17 protein-coding genes and 2 pseudogenes are annotated in these 22,193 nt (G+C 71.2%); 9 read left to right on the forward strand and 10 right to left on the reverse strand.

Annotation, left to right across the window (positions count from 1 at the left end; genetic code table 11):
• Nucleotides 1-14: 14 nt before the first annotated feature.
• A complete protein-coding gene (locus AC3CH1_RS18735) occupies nucleotides 15-977 on the reverse strand; it encodes an ABC transporter substrate-binding protein (protein ID WP_488463988.1) in 963 nt (320 codons plus the stop codon).
• A 526-nt stretch (nucleotides 978-1,503) separates the two neighbouring features.
• Here AC3CH1_RS18735 and AC3CH1_RS18740 point away from each other — a divergent pair.
• The 6 genes and pseudogenes from AC3CH1_RS18740 to AC3CH1_RS18765 all read left to right on the forward strand — a co-directional run bounded on the left by AC3CH1_RS18740 (nucleotide 1,504) and on the right by AC3CH1_RS18765 (nucleotide 6,360).
• Complete coding sequence (locus AC3CH1_RS18740; protein WP_488463989.1) at nucleotides 1,504-2,763, forward strand: NAD(P)-dependent malic enzyme; 1,260 nt, start codon at nucleotides 1,504-1,506, stop codon at nucleotides 2,761-2,763.
• Nucleotides 2,764-3,367: 604 nt separating this feature from the next.
• A complete protein-coding gene (locus AC3CH1_RS18745; protein WP_488463990.1) occupies nucleotides 3,368-4,336 on the forward strand; it encodes a zinc-binding dehydrogenase in 969 nt (322 codons plus the stop codon).
• A gap of 268 nt (nucleotides 4,337-4,604) precedes the next feature.
• Nucleotides 4,605-5,021: pseudogene (locus tag AC3CH1_RS18750) on the forward strand (endoglycoceramidase); the annotation flags it as partial.
• A complete protein-coding gene (locus AC3CH1_RS18755; protein ID WP_488463991.1) occupies nucleotides 4,999-5,538 on the forward strand; it encodes a GNAT family N-acetyltransferase in 540 nt (179 codons plus the stop codon). The pseudogene AC3CH1_RS18750 and the gene AC3CH1_RS18755, both read left to right, overlap by 23 nt.
• Before the next feature lie 31 nt (nucleotides 5,539-5,569).
• Nucleotides 5,570-5,779 (forward strand): sigma factor-like helix-turn-helix DNA-binding protein, encoded by a 210-nt coding sequence (locus AC3CH1_RS18760; protein WP_007447814.1) that lies wholly within the window; start codon nucleotides 5,570-5,572, stop codon nucleotides 5,777-5,779.
• Nucleotides 5,779-6,360, forward strand: a complete 582-nt coding sequence (locus AC3CH1_RS18765; RefSeq protein ID WP_488463992.1) for a Clp protease N-terminal domain-containing protein — start codon at nucleotides 5,779-5,781, stop codon at nucleotides 6,358-6,360. The genes AC3CH1_RS18760 and AC3CH1_RS18765 overlap by 1 nt, the downstream gene beginning before the upstream one ends.
• A 205-nt stretch (nucleotides 6,361-6,565) precedes the next feature.
• Here AC3CH1_RS18765 and AC3CH1_RS18770 read toward each other — a convergent pair whose 3' ends face one another.
• Together AC3CH1_RS18770 and AC3CH1_RS18775 are read right to left on the reverse strand one after the other, a co-directional pair.
• Nucleotides 6,566-7,627 (reverse strand): PadR family transcriptional regulator, encoded by a 1,062-nt coding sequence (locus AC3CH1_RS18770; protein ID WP_488463993.1) that lies wholly within the window; start codon nucleotides 7,625-7,627, stop codon nucleotides 6,566-6,568.
• A gap of 1 nt (nucleotide 7,628) precedes the next feature.
• Nucleotides 7,629-8,486, reverse strand: coding sequence for a DUF4097 family beta strand repeat-containing protein (locus tag AC3CH1_RS18775; RefSeq protein ID WP_488463994.1), 858 nt, complete (start codon nucleotides 8,484-8,486; stop codon nucleotides 7,629-7,631).
• Nucleotides 8,487-8,649: 163 nt separating this feature from the next.
• Between AC3CH1_RS18775 and AC3CH1_RS18780 the strand changes: the two are divergent.
• A pseudogene (locus AC3CH1_RS18780) lies at nucleotides 8,650-9,476 on the forward strand (hypothetical protein).
• 28 nt (nucleotides 9,477-9,504) lie between these two features.
• Here the strand turns inward: AC3CH1_RS18780 and AC3CH1_RS18785 are convergent.
• The 5 genes from AC3CH1_RS18785 to AC3CH1_RS18805 form a co-directional block, all read right to left on the reverse strand.
• Nucleotides 9,505-9,690 (reverse strand): DUF6104 family protein, encoded by a 186-nt coding sequence (locus AC3CH1_RS18785; RefSeq protein WP_003966321.1) that lies wholly within the window; start codon nucleotides 9,688-9,690, stop codon nucleotides 9,505-9,507.
• Nucleotides 9,691-9,833: 143 nt separating this feature from the next.
• Nucleotides 9,834-13,661 (reverse strand): multifunctional oxoglutarate decarboxylase/oxoglutarate dehydrogenase thiamine pyrophosphate-binding subunit/dihydrolipoyllysine-residue succinyltransferase subunit, encoded by a 3,828-nt coding sequence (locus AC3CH1_RS18790; RefSeq protein ID WP_488463995.1) that lies wholly within the window; start codon nucleotides 13,659-13,661, stop codon nucleotides 9,834-9,836.
• A gap of 281 nt (nucleotides 13,662-13,942) precedes the next feature.
• Nucleotides 13,943-15,019 (reverse strand): HAMP domain-containing sensor histidine kinase, encoded by a 1,077-nt coding sequence (locus AC3CH1_RS18795; RefSeq protein ID WP_398062602.1) that lies wholly within the window; start codon nucleotides 15,017-15,019, stop codon nucleotides 13,943-13,945.
• On the reverse strand, nucleotides 15,016-15,753 hold the full coding sequence (locus AC3CH1_RS18800; RefSeq protein ID WP_488463996.1) for a response regulator transcription factor: 738 nt from the start codon (nucleotides 15,751-15,753) through the stop codon (nucleotides 15,016-15,018). Before AC3CH1_RS18800 ends, AC3CH1_RS18795 begins: the two co-directional genes overlap by 4 nt.
• A 235-nt stretch (nucleotides 15,754-15,988) precedes the next feature.
• Nucleotides 15,989-16,699, reverse strand: coding sequence for a spermidine synthase family protein (locus AC3CH1_RS18805; protein WP_488464438.1), 711 nt, complete (start codon nucleotides 16,697-16,699; stop codon nucleotides 15,989-15,991).
• Nucleotides 16,700-17,025: 326 nt separating this feature from the next.
• Here AC3CH1_RS18805 and lon point away from each other — a divergent pair, with 326 nt between their 5' ends.
• Nucleotides 17,026-19,446, forward strand: a complete 2,421-nt coding sequence (gene lon / locus AC3CH1_RS18810) for an endopeptidase La (RefSeq protein ID WP_488463997.1) — start codon at nucleotides 17,026-17,028, stop codon at nucleotides 19,444-19,446.
• 102 nt (nucleotides 19,447-19,548) lie between these two features.
• Here lon and AC3CH1_RS18815 read toward each other — a convergent pair whose 3' ends face one another.
• On the reverse strand, nucleotides 19,549-20,301 hold the full coding sequence (locus AC3CH1_RS18815) for a polysaccharide deacetylase family protein (RefSeq protein WP_488464439.1): 753 nt from the start codon (nucleotides 20,299-20,301) through the stop codon (nucleotides 19,549-19,551).
• A 262-nt stretch (nucleotides 20,302-20,563) separates the two neighbouring features.
• Here AC3CH1_RS18815 and AC3CH1_RS18820 point away from each other — a divergent pair, with 262 nt between their 5' ends.
• Entirely contained in the window at nucleotides 20,564-21,046 is a 483-nt protein-coding gene (locus AC3CH1_RS18820) for a MarR family winged helix-turn-helix transcriptional regulator (protein WP_018959054.1), read from the forward strand.
• A gap of 25 nt (nucleotides 21,047-21,071) precedes the next feature.
• On the opposite strand, the gene AC3CH1_RS18825 is transcribed toward AC3CH1_RS18820, so the two are convergent.
• Entirely contained in the window at nucleotides 21,072-21,866 is a 795-nt protein-coding gene (locus tag AC3CH1_RS18825; protein WP_488463998.1) for a hypothetical protein, read from the reverse strand.
• Nucleotides 21,867-22,193 lie beyond the last annotated feature (327 nt).

Below are 22,193 nucleotides of genomic sequence, written 5' to 3' on the forward strand. Positions count from 1 at the left end.
AGCGAAGCGTCCGGTCACTTGCCGCCGTTGATGGCGGCCTTGTCGATCGCTCCCGTGCCGGCGCCCCACTTGTCGAGCACCTTCTGGTACGAACCGTCGGCGATGATCGCGTCGACGGCCTCCTTCAGGGCGTCGCGCAGCCCGGTGTTGTCCTTCTTGACGGCGATGCCGAACGGGCCGGCGTCGATCTGCTCGCCCACGACCTCGAACGCCTTGCCGCCGTCGGCCTTGCGGGCCAGGTCGACCGCGACCGGGTAGTCGTTGACGCCGGCGACCGCACCTCCGGACTTGACGCGGGTCTGCGCCTCGGTGTCGTTCTCGAACGACTCGATCTTGACGGCCTTCTCGCCACCGTCCGTACAGGCCTTCGACTGCGTCTTGAGGGCCTTCTCGTACGTGGTGCCGCGCTGGACGGCCGCGGCCTTTCCACAGAGGTCCTCGATGGACTTGATGTTCTGCGGGTTGCCCTTCTTCGTGTACACGGCGGTGCCGGCGAGGAAGTAGTCGACGAAGTCGACGCCCTCACCCAGCTTCTTGCCGGACTCGTCCAGGCCCTCCTGGCGCTGCTTGTTGTCCGTGATCGACGACATCGCGATGTCGTGACGCCCGCTGTTCAGGGCGGTGATCAGGCCGTCGAAGGAACCGGAGGTGAACTCGAACTTCACCCCGAGCTGCTTGCCGAGGGCCTCGGCAAGGTCGGGGTCGACACCCACGATCTTGCCGTTCTCGACGGACTCCATCGGGGCGTATTCGGCATTCGTGCCGACCTTGATCACACCGGACTTCTGGTACTTCTCCGGCAGCTTCGAGAAGAGCGGCGCGCCGCTCTTGGTCTCCTTGCCGCTGCCTCCCTCCTGGGAGGAGCTCTCTGTCTGGTCGCCACAGGCGGTGAGCAGCAAGGAGCCGGCGACCGCGATGGCGCCGATCGCCGCAATCCGGGACTTCGCGGTCGTACGACGCGTGGTGCTTGCGGTCATGTCGGGGTCCTCCGGCAGGTGAGGGTGGGGTGCTGGTGGGCGGCTTGGCACGCACCTTCGAGTGTCGCCACCTTGTGTGATGACGGCATCCTGCCATTTGGACTGGCTCATTCAGGGGTCCGGCCATGTCAAAATCGGATAACGGGCGACCCCCGAACATCAACGGCCGGTGCGCGAGGACCGGACCATCTGTGGGGATTCATTCCTCCTGCCGGAGAATCTTCGGCATGTCTCGACTAGTGGGCGGCATTTATACCGGTTTGCCGACTTGTCCAGATATTCGACTATGAGTCACGTCACCGCGTCGATATGGACTCGTCCGTAACACCGTTCGTCCGGTAAGAAAGACGTTTACACCCCTCATCCGGGGCTCAGGGCGCGTGTGCGGCGCGCCCGCGCGTATGTACCTCATTCCCTGCCGGGGCGGGCCGACCGCCCGGCGCGGGGCGCGTACGCGGTGCCCGCCCACCCCTCCTCAACCAGGAGTGGCCACCCTCAAACGATGAAGACTTAAGGGGTCAACACCATGGCAGCGGAGATCGTCAATCCTCGCAGCGACAGCACCATCGACAGCACCGCCACCGCCGACAGCGCCATCCAGCGCACGAGCGCGGTGGACACCGGGGCCGACGAGCCCTTCGATCCGGCCTTCGCCCTCCACCGGGGCGGGAAGATGGCCGTGCAGGCCACCGTCCCGATCCGGGACAAGGACGACCTTTCCCTGGCGTACACGCCCGGTGTGGCGAAAGTGTGCAGCGCCATCGCCGACAACCCCGAGCTCGTCCACGACTACACCTGGAAGTCCCAGGTCGTGGCCGTCGTGACGGACGGCACCGCCGTGCTCGGCCTCGGCGACATCGGGCCCGAGGCGTCCCTCCCCGTCATGGAGGGCAAGGCCATCCTCTTCAAGCAGTTCGGCGGCGTCGACGCGGTGCCGATCGCGCTCGCGACCACCGACGCCGACGAGATCGTCGAGACCGTCGTCCGGCTCGCCCCCTCCTTCGGCGGGGTGAACCTGGAGGACATCTCGGCGCCCCGGTGCTTCGAGATCGAGCGCAAGCTCCAGGAGCGGCTGGACATCCCGGTCTTCCACGACGACCAGCACGGCACGGCCGTCGTCACCCTCGCCGCCCTGCGCAACGCCGCGAAGCTCTCCGGCCGGACGCTCGGCGATCTGCGCGGTGTCATCTCCGGCGCGGGCGCGGCGGGCGTCGCCATCGCCAAGTTCCTGCTGGAGGCGGGGATCGGCGACATCGCGGTGGCCGACCGCAAGGGGATCGTCAGCCGCGACCGCGACGACCTCACCGAGGTCAAGCGCGAGCTGGCCGAGCTGACCAACCGGGCGGGACTCTCCGGTTCGCTGGAGCAGGCGCTCGCCGGTGCGGACGTCTTCATCGGCGTCTCCGGCGGTACGGTCCCGGAGGCGGCGGTGGCCTCGATGGCCCCCGGCGCGTACGTCTTCGCGATGGCCAACCCGAACCCGGAGGTCCACCCGGACGTCGCGCACAAGTACGCGGCGGTCGTGGCGACCGGGCGGTCGGACTTCCCGAACCAGATCAACAACGTGCTGGCGTTCCCGGGCATCTTCGCGGGCGCGCTGCAGGTCCGGGCCTCCCGGATCACCGAGGGCATGAAGATCGCCGCGGCGAACGCGTTGGCCGACGTGGTCGGCGACGAGCTGGCGGCGGAGTACGTGATCCCGTCGCCGTTCGACGAGCGGGTCGCCCCGGCGGTCACCGCGGCCGTGGCCGCGGCGGCCCGTGCGGAGGGTGTGGCTCGGCGCTGAGGTCGCGTTGAGCGGTTGTGGGTGGCGGGGCCTGTACGTGTACGGGCCCCGCCCACTTCTTGCCCCGGGGCCCGCGCCACCAGCCTCGCCCGCACCAATAGGCCTCTCGGGATTGAGGAATGGGGCCCGCACCTTCAAGCCTCTCCGGCGATTGAGGAGCGGGGTCCGGGGCAGCGCCCCGGGGGCTCTGCCCCCAGACCCCCGCTGCTCAATCGCCGCAGGGGCTTCAGGGTGCGGACCCCCGCTGCTCAATCGCCGCAAGGGCTTGCGGGTGCGGGCCTCCGCTGTTCAATCGCCGCAGGGGCTTGCGGGTGCGGGCCTCCGCTGTTCAATCGCCGCAGGGGCTTGCGGGTGCGGGCCTCCGCTGTTCAATTGCCGCAGGGGCTTGCGGGTGCGGGCCTCCGCTGCTCAATCGCCGCAGAGGCTTGGGGGTGCGGGCCTCCGCTGCTCAATCGCCGCAGGGGCTGGTTGCCGCCTGAGGGGGAATGTGCGGGCCCCGCCGGCAAACGCGAGAGGGGATCGATGGCGCGGGCCCACCCCGCTTGGTGTGCGTCACACGTGCGGGCGGTTCCGTGGGCCGCCCCGACCCGCCTATCGTCGAGCCATGTTCGCCGCCTACGCAGCCCGCATCGATCCCGACCAGCCCCTCGACGGCCTGGAGCTGGGTGATCGCCCGGCCCCCGGGACGCGTCCCGGGTGGACCACCGTCACCGTCCGGGCCGCGTCCCTCAACCACCATGACCTCTGGTCCCTGCGGGGCGTGGGCCTCTCGCAGGACCGGCTCCCGATGATCCTCGGCTGTGACGCGGCCGGCGTCGACCAGGACGGCAACGAGGTCGTCCTGCACTCCGTCATCGGGCAGTCGGGGCACGGCGTCGGCCCGAAGGAGCCGCGCTCCATCCTCACCGAGCGCTACCAGGGCACCTTCGCCGAGCAGGTCACCGTCCCCACCTGGAACGTCCTGCCCAAGCCGAAGGAGCTCAGCTTCGCGGAGGCCGCCTGTCTGCCGACCGCCTGGCTCACCGCGTACCGGATGCTGTTCACCAACGCCGGGGTACGGCCCGGCGATTCCGTGCTCGTCCAGGGCGCCGGCGGCGGGGTCGCCACCGCCGCGATCGTGCTCGGCAAGGCCGCCGGGCTGCGGGTCTTCGCCACCAGCCGGGACAAGGCCAAGCGTGCTCGGGCGGTCGAACTCGGTGCGCTGGAGGCGTACGAGCCCGGCACCCGGTTGCCGCAGCGGGTGGACGCCGTCATCGAGACCGTGGGGGCCGCCACCTGGTCCCACTCCGTGAAGTCGCTGCGCCCGGGCGGCACCCTCGTCATCTCCGGGGCCACCAGCGGAGACCGGCCCGCCCACGCCGAGCTGACCCGGATCTTCTTCCTGGAGCTGAAGGTCGTCGGCTCCACCATGGGGTCCAAGGACGAGCTGGAGGACCTGCTCGCGTTCTGCGCGACCACCGGGGTGCGCCCGGTCATCGACGAGGTGCTGCCGCTGGACCGGGCCAGGGAGGGCTTCCGGCGGCTGGAGTCGGGCGACCTGTTCGGCAAGATCGTGCTCACGCCGGCCTCGTAGCTCCGCCAGAAACGCGGCGTCCACGCATACGTGAACATGTGTCAGCTTTGCTGATCGGGTGCCGCCCATGCGAATGGGCAGAGCACTCATGACCGTTGTCGTCGCGTCTGTGCTCGCGGCGGGAGCCCTCGCTCCCGCCGCCTCGGCGCACCCCGCCCCCGTAGCCGTACCGGCATCCGAGTCCCGTGCACGTGCCGCCCCGCCACTGACCGACGACCGGGGGCGCACCCTCACCCTGCGCGGCTGGAACGTCGAGGACAAGGCGAACCGCGAGGCCGTCGACACCCTGAACCGCTACAGCTCCGGCTGGGCCGGGTACGTCTGGTGTTACGGCGGCGGCTACTGCGCGGTCGACGAGCGGGGCCGCTTCCGTACGAACAAGGAGCGGACGGCCACCCCGTACGCCCCGGCCGTCGCCGGGACCGTCCGCTCCGAGGCGTACGACGCGGACACCCGCTCCTACCGCCTCGCCTACCGTGCCGCCGCCGGCCCCGGGGCGACGGAGCTGTCCCTCCCGCCCACGCCCCGGGGCTGGCGTGTCTCCGTCACCGGCCCGGGGCTGGTCGCCGGAGGTCCCGGCACGTCTTCGCGCGGCAGTTGGCCGGTCGTACGGGCGTGGCCCGGGGGCGAGGTGGTGGTGACCATGCGGGAAGGTGGTCCGTATGGACGAACTGACCACCCCTGAAGGGTTTCTGCTGCGCCCCTGGGAGCCCGCCGACGCCTCGGCGGTGCTCCGCGCCTTCGCCCCGGCCGAGATGGACCGCCAGACGGACCGGCCGGTGTTCGACCGATCCGGGGCGCTGGCCTGGATCGCGGACCGCACGCGCGAACGGGGAGCGCGCACCGGCTACTCCTGGGCCGTCGTGGGGGAGGCGGGCGAGGCTCTCGGCTGTGTCGCCATCGACGCCGTCAACCTGAACCACGACACCGGCTGGGTCTCCTACTGGACCACGGAGGAGGCGCGCGGCCGGGGCGTCGCCCCGGCCGGTGTGCGGGCGTTGGCGCGCTGGGCCTTCGACGGGCTCGGGCTGTACCGGCTGGAGCTGGGCCACCGCACCGACAACACGGCATCCTGCCGGGTCGCGACCCGGTCCGGGTTCGCGCCCGAGGGCATCGAGCGGGCCAGGCTGCGCTACGGCAACGTCCGGTACGACGTCGAGCGGCACGCCCGCCTGGCCGACGATGATGTCAACTTTGATTGACGGAGAGCATCTGTCAATGTAGGTTGACATCATGACCGAAGCAACGGATCTGGCCGCACGTGCCGGCGACCGTGACCCGCGCGTCGGGTTGCGGTCGGTGGCGGCGCTGCGGCGGCTGCTGGAACAGCTCGAAGCCGTACAAGTGAGAAGCGCCCGCGTCCAGGGCTGGTCGTGGCAGGAGATCGCCGCCGAGCTGGGCGTCAGCCGGCAGGCCGTGCACAAGAAGTACGGGAGGCGTTGATGTTCGAGCGATTCACCCGAGGGGCCCGCGCGACCGTGAAGGGCGCCGTGACCCAGGCCGAGCGCGTCGGGGCCGACTCGGTCACCGAGGAACACCTGCTGCTCGCGCTGTTGGAACAGGAGGGCGGCCGGGCCTCGTTCGCCGTCACCGCACTCGGCCTCCACGACCGCCGCGCCTCCCTGGACGCCGCCTTCGCCGGGGCCCGCCGCCGCGGCGGTCTGACCAAGGCCGACACCGACGCCCTCGCCGGCATCGGGATCGACATCGGCGCGATCGTCTCCCGGGTCGAATCGGCCCACGGCGAAGGGGCCCTGGCGACCGACCGGGGCGGCCGCCGGTGGTGGTCGGCGCACCGCCCCTTCACCTCGGGCGCGAAGACCGTCCTGGAGAACTCGCTACGGGTCGCCCTGGGGCGCGGCGACCGCTTCATCGGCGAGGAGCACCTGCTCCTGGCCCTCACGGCGAAGCCCGGAGTCGTCGCCGACGTCCTCGCCGAGCACGGCGCGACCTACGCGACCGTGCAGCGCGCCTTGTACGGCCGCGACGCCGACGGGGGCCAGGGGCGCGCCGAGGCCGGGTGAGACGGGCGTACGGAACCGGGCGGGGTGGGCATCCAGCACCGGACCCCCGAACGGAAGACAGGGGCGGCCGTCCAGCACCGGACCTCCGGACGGAAGACAGGGGCGGCCGTCCAGCACCGGACGCCCGAACGGAACAGGGGCGGCCGTCCAGCACCGGACGCCCGCCCCTGTTCCGTTCCGCCTCGGCCGCCTCGGCCGCCTCGGCTCAGGCCTTCCGCTCGTCCTCCGTCGTCAGCAGCGCCTCGATCCGCGCCGTCGCCGCCCCCAGGTGGCGGCGGGCCTCCGCGAGCTGGGCCTCCGTCACTCCGTGATCGCGGGCCGTGTCCCGGATGCCGTCGCGGAAACGGTCCAGCAGGCGGTCCAGGTCGCGCACCGGGTCGCCCGTGGCCGGTGCGTCCTCGGCCCAGTCGAAGCCGTCGTCGGGGACCGGGGCCGCCGGGGCGGAGTCCGCCCCGGGCTTGCCGAACGGGGGCCAGGCTCCGGAGCGCGCGAACCCGCCGAGCTGGCCGGTGATCTCCGCGAGGCCCTCCCGCACCCCGGAGGGCCAGTCGCCGCGCGCGAAGTGCTCCTGGACCTGCCGGGCGGCGGTCTGCATCTGCTCGTGCGCCTTCTCCTGGGCCTCCCTGGCCTGGCGGCGGGCCTGCTGGGCGTCCTCGCGGGCACGCCGGGACTCGTCCTTCGCCCGGCGTGCCTGCTCCTTCCACAGCTGTTTGGCCCGGTTCAGCTCCTCCTTCGCCGTGCGCCACGTCTCGCTCTCGCCGAGGTCGCCCAGACGGCCGAAGTCGAAGTCGCCGAAGTCGTCGAAGGGGGAGGCGCCTTCGGTCTTCGCCCGGCCCTTGTTGCTCCCGGCCCCTGCTCCCGCCCCGGCCTTCGTGCCCTGCCGGGACTCCGAAGCCGCCGCCCGCATGTCGCTGCGGAGCCGGCCCGCCGCGCCCCGTACGTCGTCGCGTATCTCTGCGGCCAGCTCGGAGACCGAGTCGCGGATCTCCAGCTCCAGGTCGGCCAGTTCGCCGCCCCGGCCCGCCAGCTCCTCGCGCCCCGCGTCGGTGATGGAGTAGACCTTGCGGCCCCCCTCGGTGGCGTGGGTGACCAGGCCCTCGGCCTCCAGCTTGGCCAGCCGCGGGTAGACCGTGCCGGCGGACGGGGCGTACAGGCCCTGGAAGCGCTCCTCCAGCAGGCGGATGACCTCGTAACCGTGGCGAGGCGCCTCGTCCAGGAGCTTGAGGAGGTACAGCCGCAGACGGCCGTGGGCGAATACGGGAGGCATGTCAGAGAACCTTTCCGGTCGGCTCGGCGGCGTACGCGTCGTCCTCGACGGGTGGCCTGCGCAACAGGGCGATCGAACCGGACACGGTCGTCGCCCGCAGGGTCCCCGTCCCGGCGCCCAACGTGCCGGTGATCTTCTTCGCGCCCCACTGCCCGCCGACCCGCAGGTCCTCGAAGGCGTTGGAGACGGCCCCGCTCGCGGTGTTCGCCTCGACCCTGGCGTCGGCCGGGTGCGGCAGCCGGATCGCGATCTCGCCCGTCACCGTGGCCAGCCGGATGTCCGTGGGCTGCCCGGACGGGTCGACGTCCAGCACCATGGCGCCGCTGACCGACTCGGCCCGGACCGAGGTCCCCGCCCCGTCGACCACCGTCAGATCGCCGGACACGGAGTGGAAGCGCAGGTCCCCCGTGACGCTCTGGGCCTCCAGGCTGCCCGACACGGACTCCCCGCGCACCGCGCCGGTCAGCCCGACGAGCGTGGAGTCTCCGGTGATGCCGCGGACCTCCGTGCGGCCGCTGATGCCGGAGACGACGGCCCCGGCACCGATCACGCCGACCTCGACCGAGGAAGCGGCCGGCACCACGAGCGTGACCACGGCGCTGCGGCGTCGGTTCTTCGGGTCGAACCAGCGCAGGAGGTCCTGCCAGGGCAGGTCCTCGTAGGCCACGGTCAGCCGGCCGTCCTCCTGGGTCACGATCAGCGGCGGGCCCTCGATAGCGGAGATCTCCAGCCGGGCTTCCGGCTCGTCGGTTCCGACCACGTTGACCGTGCCGTCCACGACGCGCACCTGGAGTGCCGTCACCGGATCCTCGAAGGCGAGCTTCCGCGGCTCGGCGATGGTCCATGTCGACACAGGCATGGATGTGACCTCCCGGGAAGCGTGGCAACGCAACATATCGCGTCTCGTACGGAACACGATATATCGCGGATGGGGGAAGTCAAAGGGGGCCGGAGGGGGGTGGTGAGGAGAGAAATGAGCACAAATAGATCAAGTATGGGCAAATTGCCCTAGCGTGTGAGCCATGAACGCGACATCCACCGGGGCCCTCCTGCTGTGCCGGGCCGACCCCGAGACCGTACGGCCGCTCGCCCACCTGCTGCGCGAGCAGATGCTGCTGGTCCGCGCGGGCGAGGAGTGGAGCGTGCTCGTCCCGGAGGGCAAACCCTGGAACGGGGCGCCGAGCAGGACCCCGAGCCCGTGGACCGGGTCCTCGGCGGCTGGGCCACCGCGCTCGCGGTCGGCTCCACCTGGCCGGTGCTCGCCCTGTGGTGGGACGCCGACCGGGCCGGATTCACGCTCGCCGCAGGGTTCCGCCGGCCCGTGGGCTACATCTGGCTGACCGACGGCACCCCGGTGGGCGAGGACGAGGCCATGCGCACCTTCGCGGTCCGGCTCGGCCTCGACCCGGTGCTGGACGTACAGGCGCTGGAGGAGCTGACCCGCCCCGATCCGGAGGGCGACGCGGACGCCCGGCTGCGGGGACTGCTCGCCGTTCTCACCCGCATCGGGCTGACTCTGCCCGCCGGGCTCTCGCCGGGCGAGAGCGCGGACCGGCTGCGCAGCGTCGCGGCGGTGCAGCGCGGGGTGGAACGGATCGAGTGGGCCGGCTGGCGCGATGCCGTACGCGTCGAACTGGACGCGGTCGAGAGCAGCAGGATCGGCCCGTGGGTACGCGGCCCCCGCGCCCGTGCCGTCGCCGCCGTCCAGCTCGCGGCCGGGCTCCCGCTCCTGCTGTGGGGCGCCCGTCGCCGCAGTGGAGGCTGGGCGGCGGCCGGGGCGGTGCTGCTGGCGCAGGGCGCGCTGGGACTCGCGTACGAGCGGGCCAGGGCGGGCGCCGACAGGCCTTAAAACGTGTCGTCCCCAGACCGTGCGGGTGTCACGCGTCCTCGTCGTCCTCGTCGTCCAGCCGGGCCAGCCAGGTCGCGAGGCGCTCGACCGGCACCTCGAAGTCGGGGTTGAGATCGACGAACGTCCGCAGCTGCTCGGCGAGCCACTCGAAGGTGACCTCCTCCTCGCCGCGCCGCTTCTCCAGTTCCTCGATGCCACGGTCCGTGAAGTACATGCGCACAGGATATCGAGGCGCGGACGCCTTCCTGAACGCCGGATACGCCGGATACGCCGGATACGCCAGGGACCCGGCCCCGCGACGAGCGCGGAACCGGGTCCCTGTGGCGTACGAACAGCTCCTACGGCTGCCGCATGGTCCTAGGCCTCGAAGACCTCTTCGACCAGCTGCGCCTGCTCCGCCTGGTGACGCTTGGCCGAGCCGACCGCCGGGGACGAGCCGTGCGGCCGCGAGATGCGGCGCAGTCGCTCGCCGTGCGGCACGTCCGAGCCGACCGCGAGGTCCAGGTGGTCGATCAGGTTGAGCGCGATGAACGGCCACGCGCCCTGGTTCGCCGGCTCCTCCTGGGCCCACAGGTACTTCGCCGCGTTCGGGTACTTCGCGATCTCGGCCTGGATCTCCGCACCCGGCAGCGGGTACAGGCGCTCCAGCCGGATGATCGCCGTCTCCGTGTCGCCGCGCTTCTCCCGCTCGGCGTCCAGGTCGTAGTACAGCTTGCCCGCGCAGAAGACGACCTTGCGGACGTTCTCCGGCTTGACCGACGCGTCGCCGATCACCGGACGGAATCCGCCGGTGGTGAACTCCTCGATGGACGAGGCCGCGGCCTTCAGACGCAGCATCGACTTCGGGGTGAAGACGATCAGCGGCTTGTGGTGCGGGTTGTGCACCTGCCAGCGCAGCAGGTGGAAGTAGTTCGACGGCAGGGTCGGCATCGCGACCGTCATGTTGTCCTGCGCGCACATCTGGAGGAAGCGCTCCGGACGGGCGGAGCTGTGGTCCGGGCCCTGGCCCTCGTAGCCGTGCGGCAGCAGCAGCGTGACGCCGGAGGTCTGGCCCCACTTCTGCTCGGCCGAGGAGATGAACTCGTCCACGACGGTCTGCGCGCCGTTGACGAAGTCACCGAACTGGGCCTCCCAGATGACCAGCGACTCCGGACGGGCCAGCGAGTAGCCGTACTCGAAGCCCATCGCCGCGTACTCCGAGAGCAGCGAGTCGTAGACGTTGTACCGGGCCTGGTCGTCGGCCAGGTACAGCAGCGGGGTGTAGTCCTCGCCGGTGACCTGGTCGACCAGGACCGCGTGGCGCTGGCCGAACGTGCCGCGGCGGGTGTCCTGGCCGGCGAGCCGGACCGGGGTGCCCTCCATCAGCAGCGAACCGATGGCGAGCGTCTCGCCCATGCCCCAGTCGATCGTCGCGTTGTCCACGGAGGCCGCGCGACGCTGCATCTGCGGCATCAGGCGGGGGTGGACGGTGATCGAGTCCGGGATGTTGACCTGCGACTCGGCGATCCGCTTGACGACCTCGGCGGAGACGGCCGTCTCCACGGTCACCGGGAACGCGGCCTGCGGTTCCGGGACGTGCGGGGCGGCCGGCTGCGAGGTGGCCTCGCGGACCTCCGCGAACACCTTCTCCAGCTGCCCCTGGAAGTCCTGGAGCGCCTGCTCCGCCTCTTCCAGCGTGATGTCGCCACGACCGATGAGGGACTCGGTGTAGAGCTTGCGCACCGAGCGCTTCTTGTCGATCAGGGTGTACATCTGCGGGTTGGTGAACTCCGGGTTGTCACCCTCGTTGTGACCGCGGCGGCGGTAGCAGATGAGGTCGATCACGACGTCCTTGTTGAACGCCTGCCGGAACTCGAAGGCGAGCCGCGCGACGCGGACCACGGCCTCCGGGTCGTCGCCGTTGACGTGGATGATCGGCGCCTCGATCATGCGCGCCACGTCGGTGGCGTACATCGAGGAGCGCGAGGACTCCGGGGCGGCGGTGAAGCCGACCTGGTTGTTGATCACCACGTGCACGGTGCCGCCGGTGCGGTAGCCGCGCAGCTGCGACATGTTGAGCGTCTCGGCGACGACGCCCTGGCCCGCGAAGGCCGCGTCGCCGTGGAGCGCGACGGGCAGGACCGTGAAGTCCGTGCCGCCCTTGTTGATGATGTCCTGCTTGGCGCGGGCGATGCCCTCCAGCACCGGGTCGACCGCCTCCAGGTGCGAGGGGTTGGCGGCCAGCGAGACCTTGATCTGCTCGCCGTCGAGACCGGTGAAGGTGCCCTCGGCGCCCAGGTGGTACTTGACGTCGCCGGAGCCGTGCATCGAGCGCGGGTCGAGGTTGCCCTCGAACTCGCGGAAGATCTGCGCGTACGACTTGCCGACGATGTTCGCCAGGACGTTCAGACGGCCGCGGTGGGCCATGCCGACGACGACCTCGTCGAGGCGGGCCTCGGCGGCGGAGTCGAGAACGGCGTCGAGCAGCGGGATGACGGACTCGCCGCCCTCCAGCGAGAAACGCTTCTGGCCGACGTACTTCGTCTGCAGGAAGGTCTCGAACGCCTCCGCGGCGTTCAGCCGGCGCAGGATGCGCAGCTGCTCCTCGCGCTCGGGCTTCGGGCGCGGGCGCTCGACGCGGTCCTGGAGCCACTTGCGCTGCTTCGGGTCCTGGATGTGCATGAACTCGATGCCGGTGGTGCGGCAGTACGACTCACGCAGCACGCCGAGGATGTCGCGGAGCTTCATCATCGTCTTGCCGGCGAACCCGCCGACCGCGAACTCCCGCTCCAGGTCCCACAGGGTGAGGCCGTGCTCGGTGATGTCCAGGTCGGGGTGCTTGCGCTGGTGGTACTCCAGCGGGTCGGTGTCGGCCATGACGTGGCCGCGGACCCGGTAGGAGTGGATCAGCTCGAAGACCCGCGCGGCCTTGGTGACATCGTCGTCGTGCGAGGCGTCGATGTCCTTGAGCCAGCGGACCGGCTCGTAGGGGATCCGCAGCGCCTTGAAGATCTCGTCGTAGAACTCGTTCTCGCCGAGCAGCAGCTGGGACAGGACCCGCAGGAACTCGCCGGAGGCGGCGCCCTGGATGACCCGGTGGTCGTAGGTCGACGTGAGCGTCATGACCTTCGAGATGCCGAGCTTGTTCAGGGTGTCCTGCGACGTGCCCTGGAACTCCGCCGGGTAGTCCATCGCGCCGACGCCCATGATGAGGCCCTGACCGGGCATCAGGCGGGGCACCGAGTGGACGGTGCCGATGCCGCCGGGGTTGGTCAGCGAGGCGGTGACGCCGGAGAAGTCGTCCATGCCGAGCTTGCCGATGCGGGCGCGCCGGACGATGTCCTCGTACGCCTGCCAGAACTCGAAGAAGTTGAGCGTCTCGGCCTTCTTGATGGCCGCGACGACCAGCTGGCGGTCGCCGTTCGGCTTCACCAGGTCGATGGCCAGACCCAGGTTGATGTGCTCCGGCTTGACCAGGGTCGGCTTGCCGTCCTTCGTGGCGAAGGAGTAGTTCATCGACGGCATGGCCTTGAGGGCCTGCACCATCGCGTACCCGATGAGGTGCGTGAAGGAGATCTTCCCGCCGCGGGCGCGCTTGAGGTGGTTGTTGATGACGATGCGGTTGTCGAAGAGCAGCTTCACCGGGACCGCGCGGACGGATGTGGCCGTCGGCAGCTCCAGCGAGGCGTTCATGTTCTTCGCGACCGCGGCCGAGGGGCCGCGCAGCGTCACGTACTCCGGGCCGGCCGGGGCCTTGGTGGAATCGTCCTCCTTGGCCTTGGCGGGCGCGGCGGCGGGCTTCGCCGCCGCGGGCTTCGCCGGGGCCGGAGCCGGGGCGGCCTTGGCCGGGGACGACTGCGCGGGAGCCGCCGGAGCGGCTGCGGGCGCGGCCTTCGCCGGAGCAGCCGCCGGGGCGGGAGCGGCCGGGGCGGGCGCGGACGCCGGAGCGGCCGCGGCCGGAGCGGCGGGGGTCTCGGTCACCGGTGCGACGCCGGGAACGGGCTTGTCCGCCGTGCCGGAGGCACCCGGCTTGTAGTCGGCGAAGAAGTCCCACCAGGCGCGATCGACCGAACTGGGATCCTGGAGGTACTGCTGGTAGATCTCGTCGACGAGCCATTCATTGGCGCCGAACGCTGCGGCCGGGTTCGTACCCGGTCCGGCTTGATCGGTCGAGATGCTCGAGTTACTGGGGGACTGAGACGACACGGCGGCAACCGCCCTCTTCCGCTTCACAAGGTGATGGACAGCGGAAATCAAGGCTACGCCCCCCGAACCGTTCCTTGCAGGCCGGGCCGGTGCTTCGTCGTGCACATCACATCGGAAGGCGGGTTTCGGCGCAGGAAATGGCGGGAAACAAGCGAGGTTCCACTGCACTTCGGGTACGCAGGACCGAGGATACGGCCATCCGGCCGCATCCCTTTGAGGCCCCTGCTGGCAGGACACGGGTGAACGTGCCCTTCCGGTTCGACCCTATGTCAACAGCGCCGTCAACCGCGCGGCTCGGGAATTCCCGGGAGGGTGACCTGGATGCGGCAACCCCTCGCGGATTCGGCCACGCCGATCCGACCGCCGTGCAGATCGACGGCCCAACGGGCGATGGCCAGCCCCAGCCCCGTACCGCCGTCGCTTCCCGGACCGTGCGGGGAGGGCACCTGGCCCCGGTTGAAGCGCTCGAACACCCGGTGGCGCTCCGCCTCCGGGATGCCGGGCCCCTCGTCGACGACCTCCAGCTCCAGCGACTCGGGACGGTCCCCGCGCCGCGCGAGCACCGTCACCCGCCCGTGCGGCGGGCTGTGCTTGACCGCGTTGTCGATGAGGTTGGCGACCACCTGGTGCAGCCGCTCGGCGTCCGCGTGCGCGGTCAGCTCCGGCGGCGAGACGTCCAGATGCAGGTGGACGTCCGTACGGGAGTGGTTGCCCGAACCCGACGACAGACGTCGATGGGAGGCGGCGAGATTGGCCTCTTTCAGTACGCCCGAGAGATAGGGCCAGACCTCGAAACGGCGGGCCTTGAGCGCCACCACCCCGTTGTCCAGCCGCGACAGGTCCAGCAGCGTCTCGACCAGCCGGCCCAGCCGCTCCGTCTGCTGCAGCGCCGTGCGCATCGTCTCCGGATCGGCGGCGGACACCCCGTCCACCACGTTCTCCAGCACGGCTCTCAGCGCCGCGATGGGGGTGCGCAGCTCATGGCTGACATTGGCGACCAGCTCTTTTCGATGCCGGTCCTCCGCCTCCAGATCGTCCGCCATGCGGTTGATCGTCTGCGCCAGGTCCCCCAGCTCGTCCCGCCGCCCGGCACCGCTCACCCGGCGGGTGTAGTCGCCGTGCGAGATGGACCGGGCCACCGCTCTCATCTCGTCCAGCGGCGCGGTCAGACCGTGCGCCACGAACTGGGTGATCAGCAGCGTGGCGATCACCGAGAACACCGTGATGAAGCGGAACTCCGTACGGGTCCGCAACGCGACGATCAGCAGCCCCGTGGTGATGAACACCGAGACCACGACGAGTGTGCCGAGTTTGGCCTTGATGGAGAAGGGCCGCAGTCCGGACCCCGGCCGCGTCATGGCGCGGGAGTCTCCAGGGCGTAGCCCACGCCGTGCACGGTACGGATCCGCTCCGCGCCGATCTTCCGGCGCAGCGCCTTGATGTGACTGTCGACCGTGCGCGTGCCCGAGGCGTCAGCCCAGTCCCACACCTCGGCCAGCAACTGCTCCCGGGAGAGCACCGCGCGCGGGGTGTTGGCCAGACAGACCAGCAGGTCGAACTCGGTCGGCGTGAGGTGGACGTCCTCGGCGCGCACCCGGACCCGGCGCTGCGCGTGGTCGATCTCCAGCTCACCCAGACGCAGTATGCCGCTCCGCGGGGTGACGGCGGCCAGCGCGGCCCGCTCCACCCGGCGCAGCAGCACGTGCACCCGGGCGGCCAGCTCCCGCATGGAGAACGGCTTGGTCATGTAGTCGTCCGCGCCGACCCCGAGCCCGACCAGCATGTCGGTCTCGTCGTCGCGCGCGGTGAGCATCATCACCGGTACCGGGCGCTGCGCCTGTACGCGGCGGCAGACCTCCAGGCCGTCGAAGCCGGGAAGCATGATGTCGAGCACCATCAGGTCGGGCTGCCAGGCCTCGGCCGCGTCCACGGCCGCAGGGCCGTCCAGCGCGGTCTGCACCAGGAAGCCCTCCGCCCGCAGCCGGGCGGAGATGGCGTCGACGATCGTGGGGTCGTCCTCGACCACCAGCACCCGGCGCTGAGCCCCCGGGGTGGCCGCGACGCCGCTGTGGGTGGTGTGTGTCTGTTCCATCGCCCCGCCCCTGCCCGTTCTCGCGGGAGCCATTCCCCCGGAGGCACGGTTTTCGCTCGTGGATTTCGGTGGGTGATCCCGTGTGCCGGTCAGCAGCGTAAAGGCAGCGGAGGGCTCCCGGCTACGCAGGGTGTTGCCCCGGACGTGCGCGTCCACGCCGACCGGGCGGCCGGATGGTCGCCCTGGCGCCGGTCGACCCGTGCCGCCGCCGGTCCGCGCATACCGGGAGGGGGGTTCAGATCGTCCGAAGTGCGAGATGGACCACGTCGGGCACACCTCGGGCAACGGCCACCTCTTCCGTCCGAACCCTGCTGAACCCGGCATTCCGCAAGGCCTGTTCGAAGGCCGGCGACGGCTGCGCGGACCAGACGGCGAGCACTCCGCCCGGGGTCAGCCGGTCGTGGCAGTGCGCCAGGCCGGCGGGGGAGTAGAGGCTTCCGTTGTCCTCCGTGACGGTCCAGTCCGGCCCGTTGTCGATGTCCAGACACAGGGCGTCGTAACGCTCCGTGGTGGTACGGAGGTGGGCGACGAGATCCGTGTGGAGGATCCCGGTCCGGGGGTCGGCCAGCGCCGGCCCGGAGATCCGGTCCAGCGGCCCGGCCAGGTGCCAGTCCACGATCGCCTGCTCCCGCTCCACGACCACGATCCGGCCCCAGCGCCCCTCCTCGGCGGCCCGCACCAGCGAGAACCCGACGCCCAGGCCGCCGATCAGCACCGAGGGACCGGTCCGCGCGGCGGGCAGGGCGGCCAGCGCGGCGTCGATCAGCAGCCGCTCGGAGCGCCCGTCGGAGGTGTCCATCAGGAAGCAGCCGTTGGCGATGATCTCGAAGTGCTCCCCGCGCTCCCGCAGCACGACCTCGCCGAAGGGTCCCTCGCGGCGGTCGAGGACGACGGGGGTGTCGGCGGAAAGCGTCGGCAACGGGTCGTGGGCGGGCATCGCACGCATCGGGGGCATCGCGGGCATCGCGGGCATCGTGTGGCTCTCCGGTCTCCGGTCGTAGCGGTCGGTGTTCGTCATCCTGGCCGCCGCCCGGGCCGAGGGCCAGCGAGTTCCCTCTTCCGGGATCTTCCGGGGCGGGGAACAACGGCCCGCCCGGTGGCGCTCCCGCATGCGGAGGACCGCCCCGCGCCGCCCGTCGGGAGGACGGCAAGGACGGTCCGGGGCCGACTCGGGAGCGTCTGATCGCTCAGAGCGAACAAGCGGTGGGGAACATTCGGCGGCTCAGGAGCATTGAGTCCACATAGCTCAACTTGCCTGCCGAAGGGGAGATCATGACTAACGAGTCCGAGGCGTTCACACCGATCGACCTGCCCGTGCTGCCGCTCGACGACGAGGTCGTCCTGCCCGGCATGGTGGTGCCGCTCGACCTGTCCGACACCGAGGTGCGCGCCGCCGTCGAGGCCGCGCAGGCCGCCGCCCGTCCCGGTGGGGGCAAGCCCCAGGTGCTGCTGGTCCCGCGGATCGACGGGACGTACACGGGGACCGGTGTCCTCGGCACCGTCGAGCAGGTCGGACGCCTGTCGGACGGTGACCCGGGCGCCCTGATCCGGGCCCGCGACCGGGTCCGCATCGGCGCCGGGACCAGTGGGCCCGGCCGGGCGCTCTGGGTCGAGGGGACCGTGCTCGAGACCGCCGCCCCCGACCCGCTGCCCGGATCCGTCGCCGAGCTGGTCAAGGAGTACAAGGCACTCGCCACCAGCTGGCTGAAGAAGCGCGGCGCCTGGCAGGTCGTGGACCGGGTCCAGCAGATCGACGACCTCTCCGCGCTCGCCGACAACTCCGGATACTCACCGTTCCTCACCACAGCGCAGAAGGTCCAGCTCCTGGAGACCGTGGACCCGATCGCCCGGCTGAAGCTCGCCATCCAGTGGCTGAGCGAGCACCTCGCCGAGCAGGACGTGGCCGAATCCATCGCCAAGGACGTGCAGGACGGCGTCGACAAGCAGCAGCGCGAGTTCCTGCTGCGCCGCCAGCTGGACGCCGTGCGCAAGGAGCTCTCCGAGCTCAACGGCGACCCGGAGGACGAGTCCGACGACTACCGGGCCCGTGTCGAGGCCGCCGACCTCCCCGAGCACGTCCGCGAGGCCGCGCTCAAGGAGGTCGAGAAGCTGGAGCGGTCCAGCGACCAGTCGCCCGAGGGCTCCTGGATCCGCACCTGGCTGGATACCGTCCTCGAACTGCCCTGGACCGAGCGGACCGAGGACGCCTACGACATCCGCGGCGCCCGGGAGATCCTGGACGCCGAGCACGCCGGCCTCGCCGACGTGAAGGAACGCATCACCGAGTACCTCGCGGTGCGCAAGCGCCGTGCCGACCGGGGGCTGGGTGTGGTGGGCGGCCGCCGCGGTGGCGCGGTGCTGGCCCTCGTCGGCCCGCCCGGCGTCGGCAAGACCTCCCTCGGAGAGTCCGTCGCGCACGCCATGGGCCGCAAGTTCGTCCGCGTCGCGCTCGGCGGTGTCCGGGACGAGGCGGAGATCCGCGGCCACCGGCGTACGTACGTGGGCGCGCTCCCCGGCCGTATCGTGCGGGCCATCAAGGAGGCCGGTTCGATGAACCCGGTCGTCCTGCTCGACGAGATCGACAAGGTCGGCTCCGACTTCCGGGGCGACCCGGCCGCCGCCCTCCTCGAAGTCCTCGACCCGGCCCAGAACCACACCTTCCGCGACCACTACCTGGAGGTCGAGCTCGACCTCAGCGACGTGGTCTTCCTCGCCACCGCCAACGTGCTCGACGCCATCCCGGAGGCCCTGCTCGACCGCATGGAGCTGGTCCGCCTCGACGGCTACACCGAGGACGAGAAGGTCGTCATCGCCCGGGACCACCTGCTCCCGCGCCAGCTGGAGCGGGCCGGCCTGGAGAAGGACGAGGTCGCCCTGGAGGAGTCGGCGCTGCGCAAGCTGGCCGGCGAGTACACCCGCGAGGCGGGCGTACGGAATCTGGAGCGGGCGGTGGCCCGGCTGCTCCGCAAGGTCGCGGCCCAGCACGAGCTGGGCGACCGCGAGCTGCCGTTCGCGGTGACCGACGCGGATCTGCGCGGCCTCATCGGCCGTCCGCACCACGTGCCCGAGTCCGCCCAGGAGCCGGCCGGGCGCCGCACCGCCGTGCCGGGCGTGGCCACCGGGCTGGCGGTGACCGGGGCGGGCGGTGACGTCCTCTTCGTCGAGGCGTCGCTCGCCGACCCGGAGACGGGGGCCTCCGGACTGACCCTGACCGGCCAGCTCGGGGACGTCATGAAGGAGTCGGCGCAGATCGCGCTGAGCTTCCTGCGGTCGCACGGCGCGGAGCTGGAGCTGCCGGTCGCGGACCTCAAGGACCGGGGTGTGCACATCCACTTCCCGGCGGGCGGCATCCCCAAGGACGGCCCGAGCGCCGGCATCACCCTGACGACCGCCCTGGCCTCGCTGCTCTCCGGACGCCTGGTCCGTACGGACGTGGCGATGACCGGTGAGGTGTCGCTGACCGGGCGGGTCCTGCCGATCGGGGGCCTCAAGCAGAAGCTGCTGGCCGCCCACCGGGCGGGCATCACCACCGTGGTGATCCCCCAGCGCAACGAGGCCGACCTGGACGACGTCCCGGCCGAGGTGCTGGAGAAGCTGGACGTCCACCCGGTCACCGACGTCCGCCAGGTGCTGGAGATCGCCCTCGCCCCGGCGTCGGCCCGTGTGGAGGACAGGATCCCGGCCGCGGCCTGACCGCCACGCTGTGACGGGCGAGGCCCAAGGCCCGCGACCGGTACGGACGGCCCGCTTCCCGAGTCAACGGGGGCGGGCCGTTCCGCGTGCCTCGCGGGCCGGTCAGGGGCGGTAGATCGTGCCCGGTTCCGGCACGGCCGGGGCCATCAGCTCGGGGACGGTCACGAAGGTGTAGCCGTCCTTCTGGAGCGCGTCGATGATCCCGGGCACGGCGGGGACGGTGCCCTTGTAGATGTCGTGCAGCAGGATGATGCCGTCCTTGCTCGCCTGGTCCAGGATCCGCTTCTTGATCAGCGCGGAGTCGTTCGTGGAGTAGTCCTTGGCGGTGGCGCTCCACAGGACCTGGGAGAGCCCCAGGTCCTTGCTGATGTCCGAGACCGTGTCGTCGGTGCGGCCCTGCGGCGGGCGCATCAGGCGGGGCTTCTTGCCGGTGATCTTCTCGATGGCCAGCTGCGTCTTCTCCAGCTCGGCGCGTATCTCGTCCGGCTTCTGGTCGGTCAGCACCTTGTGCGTCCAGGTGTGGTTGGCGACCTCATGGCCCTCGTCCTCGATGCGCTGCACCACGGCGGGGTACTTGATGACGTGGTGCTTGCCCAGCAGGAAGAAGGTGGCGTGCACCTTCTTCTCCTTGAGGATCTCCAGCAGCCTCGGCGTGTCCTTGCCCGGTCCCGCGTCGAAGGTCAGGGCGATGCACTTGGCCTTGCGGCAGTCCACCGGCCCGAACGAGCCCTTGGCGTCGGAGGCCGCCTCGCCGCGTGCCGAGCCAGGCGCCGTGGTGTCCATGGAGCAGCCGCCCAAGGCCAGTGTGAGCGCCGTCACCAGCGCCGCGGTCAACCCCATCCTGGACGACGGCATCTTTCTGGGCACGACACATCACTCCTCTGTGCGGGGAAATCCCGCACAGGTGTGCGGTACGCCGAGGACTATACATAGTGCGTATACATGGAGTGTATAGAGGGGGCTCGGGCTGCGAGGAGCCCCGTTGACGTGACCCGGGGTGCGGAAGAGGGGCAGGCCGCCGCCGTTGGTCCGCTCCTGCGAAATACTGGCCGAACTGCGGCGTCGACCGGTCGCGGAGAGACTTTCATCGGCAGGAAACCGTACGAGGGGTACTGACGTGCGCGGGAACGACAGCGAGCCGGAGCCGGGCGCGACGGACGGAAGCGGTGTGGACCACGAATTCCTGGCACTGGAGCGGGAGCTGGCCGTGTTCCTGCGCCGGGCGCGCGCCACCTCGGGCGACATGGCCCGGGAGGTCCACCCCGAACTGGAGCCCGCCGCCTACGGCCTGCTCGTCCGTCTGGAGGCGGCGGGCCGGCAGCGGGCCACCGAACTGGCCGCCTACTTCGGCGTCGGCAAGGCCACCATGAGCCGCCAGCTGCACTCCCTGGAGAACCTCGGGCTGGTGGCCCGCGAACCCGACCCGGCCGACGGGCGGGCCTGGCTCGTCCATCTCACCGACGACGGCCTGGCCCGCTTCCGCAGCGTCCGGGACGCCCGCAGGGGGCGCTACGTGCGCAAACTGGCCGACTGGGACCGGGCCGAGGTCGCCGAGCTGGCCCGGCTCCTGCACCAGCTGAACGCCCGCGCCGAGAGCTGAGCCGCCGGCCGCCCCTCTGCTCTGCTCAGCCCAGCTCCACCAGGAGCGCGGTGGCGTCGTCGTGCGTCTTGCCGTGCCGCAGCCGTACGCGCCCGGCCGCCACGTCGGCGTCCTCCAGCTCCCGCACCCGGTCGATCAGGCCCTGCGGCCCGGCCTTCCGCAGCAGCCCCAGCGCGTCCGTCCAGTCGCCCTCGCCGAACACCTCCGTCCACCGGGTCGCGCCGTCCGTGAGCGCGGCGATGGCCCGGACGCCGGCCGCGGGGGTGCTGCCCGTCACCGCGCGCGCCGCCACCGCCGGATCGGCGGCCGCGGTGAAGAAGCCGCCCTCCTTGTTGCGCACCGTGGCATCGGCGATCTCGTTCGAGGCGAGCGAGCCCGGCGGCAGCCGGTCCAGCCGGTCGTCGAGGACGGCCCGGACCGCACCGTCAAAGGACTCCAGCAGCAGGGCCGAGTCGGAGAGCACCAGGTGTTCGATCACGCGTTCGTCCCAGCGGGCCAGCACCACGGTCGCCTGAGGCGTGCGTACGTGAGAAAGGTCACAGGTGACGCGATGTGTGTCGGCTGTACGGGAGATGGCCTCGGCCAGGACCTCGGTCAGGGTCAGGTCGGGGCGGGAACCGGACAGTTCCACCAGTGCGCCGCCGAGCCGCGCGGTGAACCACGGCACCGAGTGCACACAGCCGTCGTCCCCCGGCGGTGGGGTGACGCCGTCGAGCACGACCAGCACACCGCCCTGGCCGGAGGCGGGGAGGGCCCCGGAGGCCCAGTCCTCGTTGGGGCGTCCGGGGCTTCCGGGCGCGGTGGCGAGTTCGATGCGCATGCCGCCAGTCTGCACGAGCCCTTCACCTTCTCCGCCCGCGACCGGAAAGCGCCTGTACCAGCAGGTCAACGCGGGCGCGCGAGGCGGAAGGGGCGACTCCGGACCGATGCGGGCGGGCATCCTGCCAAAGGCGGAGCGGAAGTTCCACCCCGCGGTCCACGCATGGTCAGGGGCGCACCAGGGGAGACTTGTTCGCCAACTCAAGAGTGTTGTTCACTCCTTCGAGTGGCGGAGCGGTTGATGCGCGCCCCCCTCTCAAAAGCGCTGGAATGGTCAGAAGCCGTACCAGGAGCGGGGCGACCTTCCATGTGACCGTGCGTCACCTCT

The organism is Streptomyces sp. MGP-P1 (genome assembly GCF_057766565.1).

Excerpts from the sequence above, each read along its gene's own strand:
- AC3CH1_RS18735 (WP_488463988.1), bottom strand. The coding sequence starts at position 977 with ATGACCGCAAGCACCACGCGTCGTACGACCGCGAAGTCCCGGATTGCG.
- AC3CH1_RS18740 (WP_488463989.1), top strand. The coding sequence starts at position 1,504 with ATGGCAGCGGAGATCGTCAATCCTCGCAGCGACAGCACCATCGACAGC.
- AC3CH1_RS18745 (WP_488463990.1), top strand. The coding sequence starts at position 3,368 with ATGTTCGCCGCCTACGCAGCCCGCATCGATCCCGACCAGCCCCTCGAC.
- AC3CH1_RS18755 (WP_488463991.1), top strand. The coding sequence starts at position 4,999 with ATGGACGAACTGACCACCCCTGAAGGGTTTCTGCTGCGCCCCTGGGAG.
- AC3CH1_RS18760 (WP_007447814.1), top strand. The coding sequence starts at position 5,570 with ATGACCGAAGCAACGGATCTGGCCGCACGTGCCGGCGACCGTGACCCG.
- AC3CH1_RS18765 (WP_488463992.1), top strand. The coding sequence starts at position 5,779 with ATGTTCGAGCGATTCACCCGAGGGGCCCGCGCGACCGTGAAGGGCGCC.
- AC3CH1_RS18770 (WP_488463993.1), bottom strand. The coding sequence starts at position 7,627 with ATGCCTCCCGTATTCGCCCACGGCCGTCTGCGGCTGTACCTCCTCAAG.
- AC3CH1_RS18775 (WP_488463994.1), bottom strand. The coding sequence starts at position 8,486 with ATGCCTGTGTCGACATGGACCATCGCCGAGCCGCGGAAGCTCGCCTTC.
- AC3CH1_RS18785 (WP_003966321.1), bottom strand. The coding sequence starts at position 9,690 with ATGTACTTCACGGACCGTGGCATCGAGGAACTGGAGAAGCGGCGCGGC.
- AC3CH1_RS18795 (WP_398062602.1), bottom strand. The coding sequence starts at position 15,019 with ATGACGCGGCCGGGGTCCGGACTGCGGCCCTTCTCCATCAAGGCCAAA.
- AC3CH1_RS18800 (WP_488463996.1), bottom strand. The coding sequence starts at position 15,753 with ATGGAACAGACACACACCACCCACAGCGGCGTCGCGGCCACCCCGGGG.
- AC3CH1_RS18805 (WP_488464438.1), bottom strand. The coding sequence starts at position 16,699 with ATGCGTGCGATGCCCGCCCACGACCCGTTGCCGACGCTTTCCGCCGAC.
- lon (WP_488463997.1), top strand. The coding sequence starts at position 17,026 with ATGACTAACGAGTCCGAGGCGTTCACACCGATCGACCTGCCCGTGCTG.
- AC3CH1_RS18815 (WP_488464439.1), bottom strand. The coding sequence starts at position 20,301 with ATGCCGTCGTCCAGGATGGGGTTGACCGCGGCGCTGGTGACGGCGCTC.
- AC3CH1_RS18825 (WP_488463998.1), bottom strand. The coding sequence starts at position 21,866 with ATGCGCATCGAACTCGCCACCGCGCCCGGAAGCCCCGGACGCCCCAAC.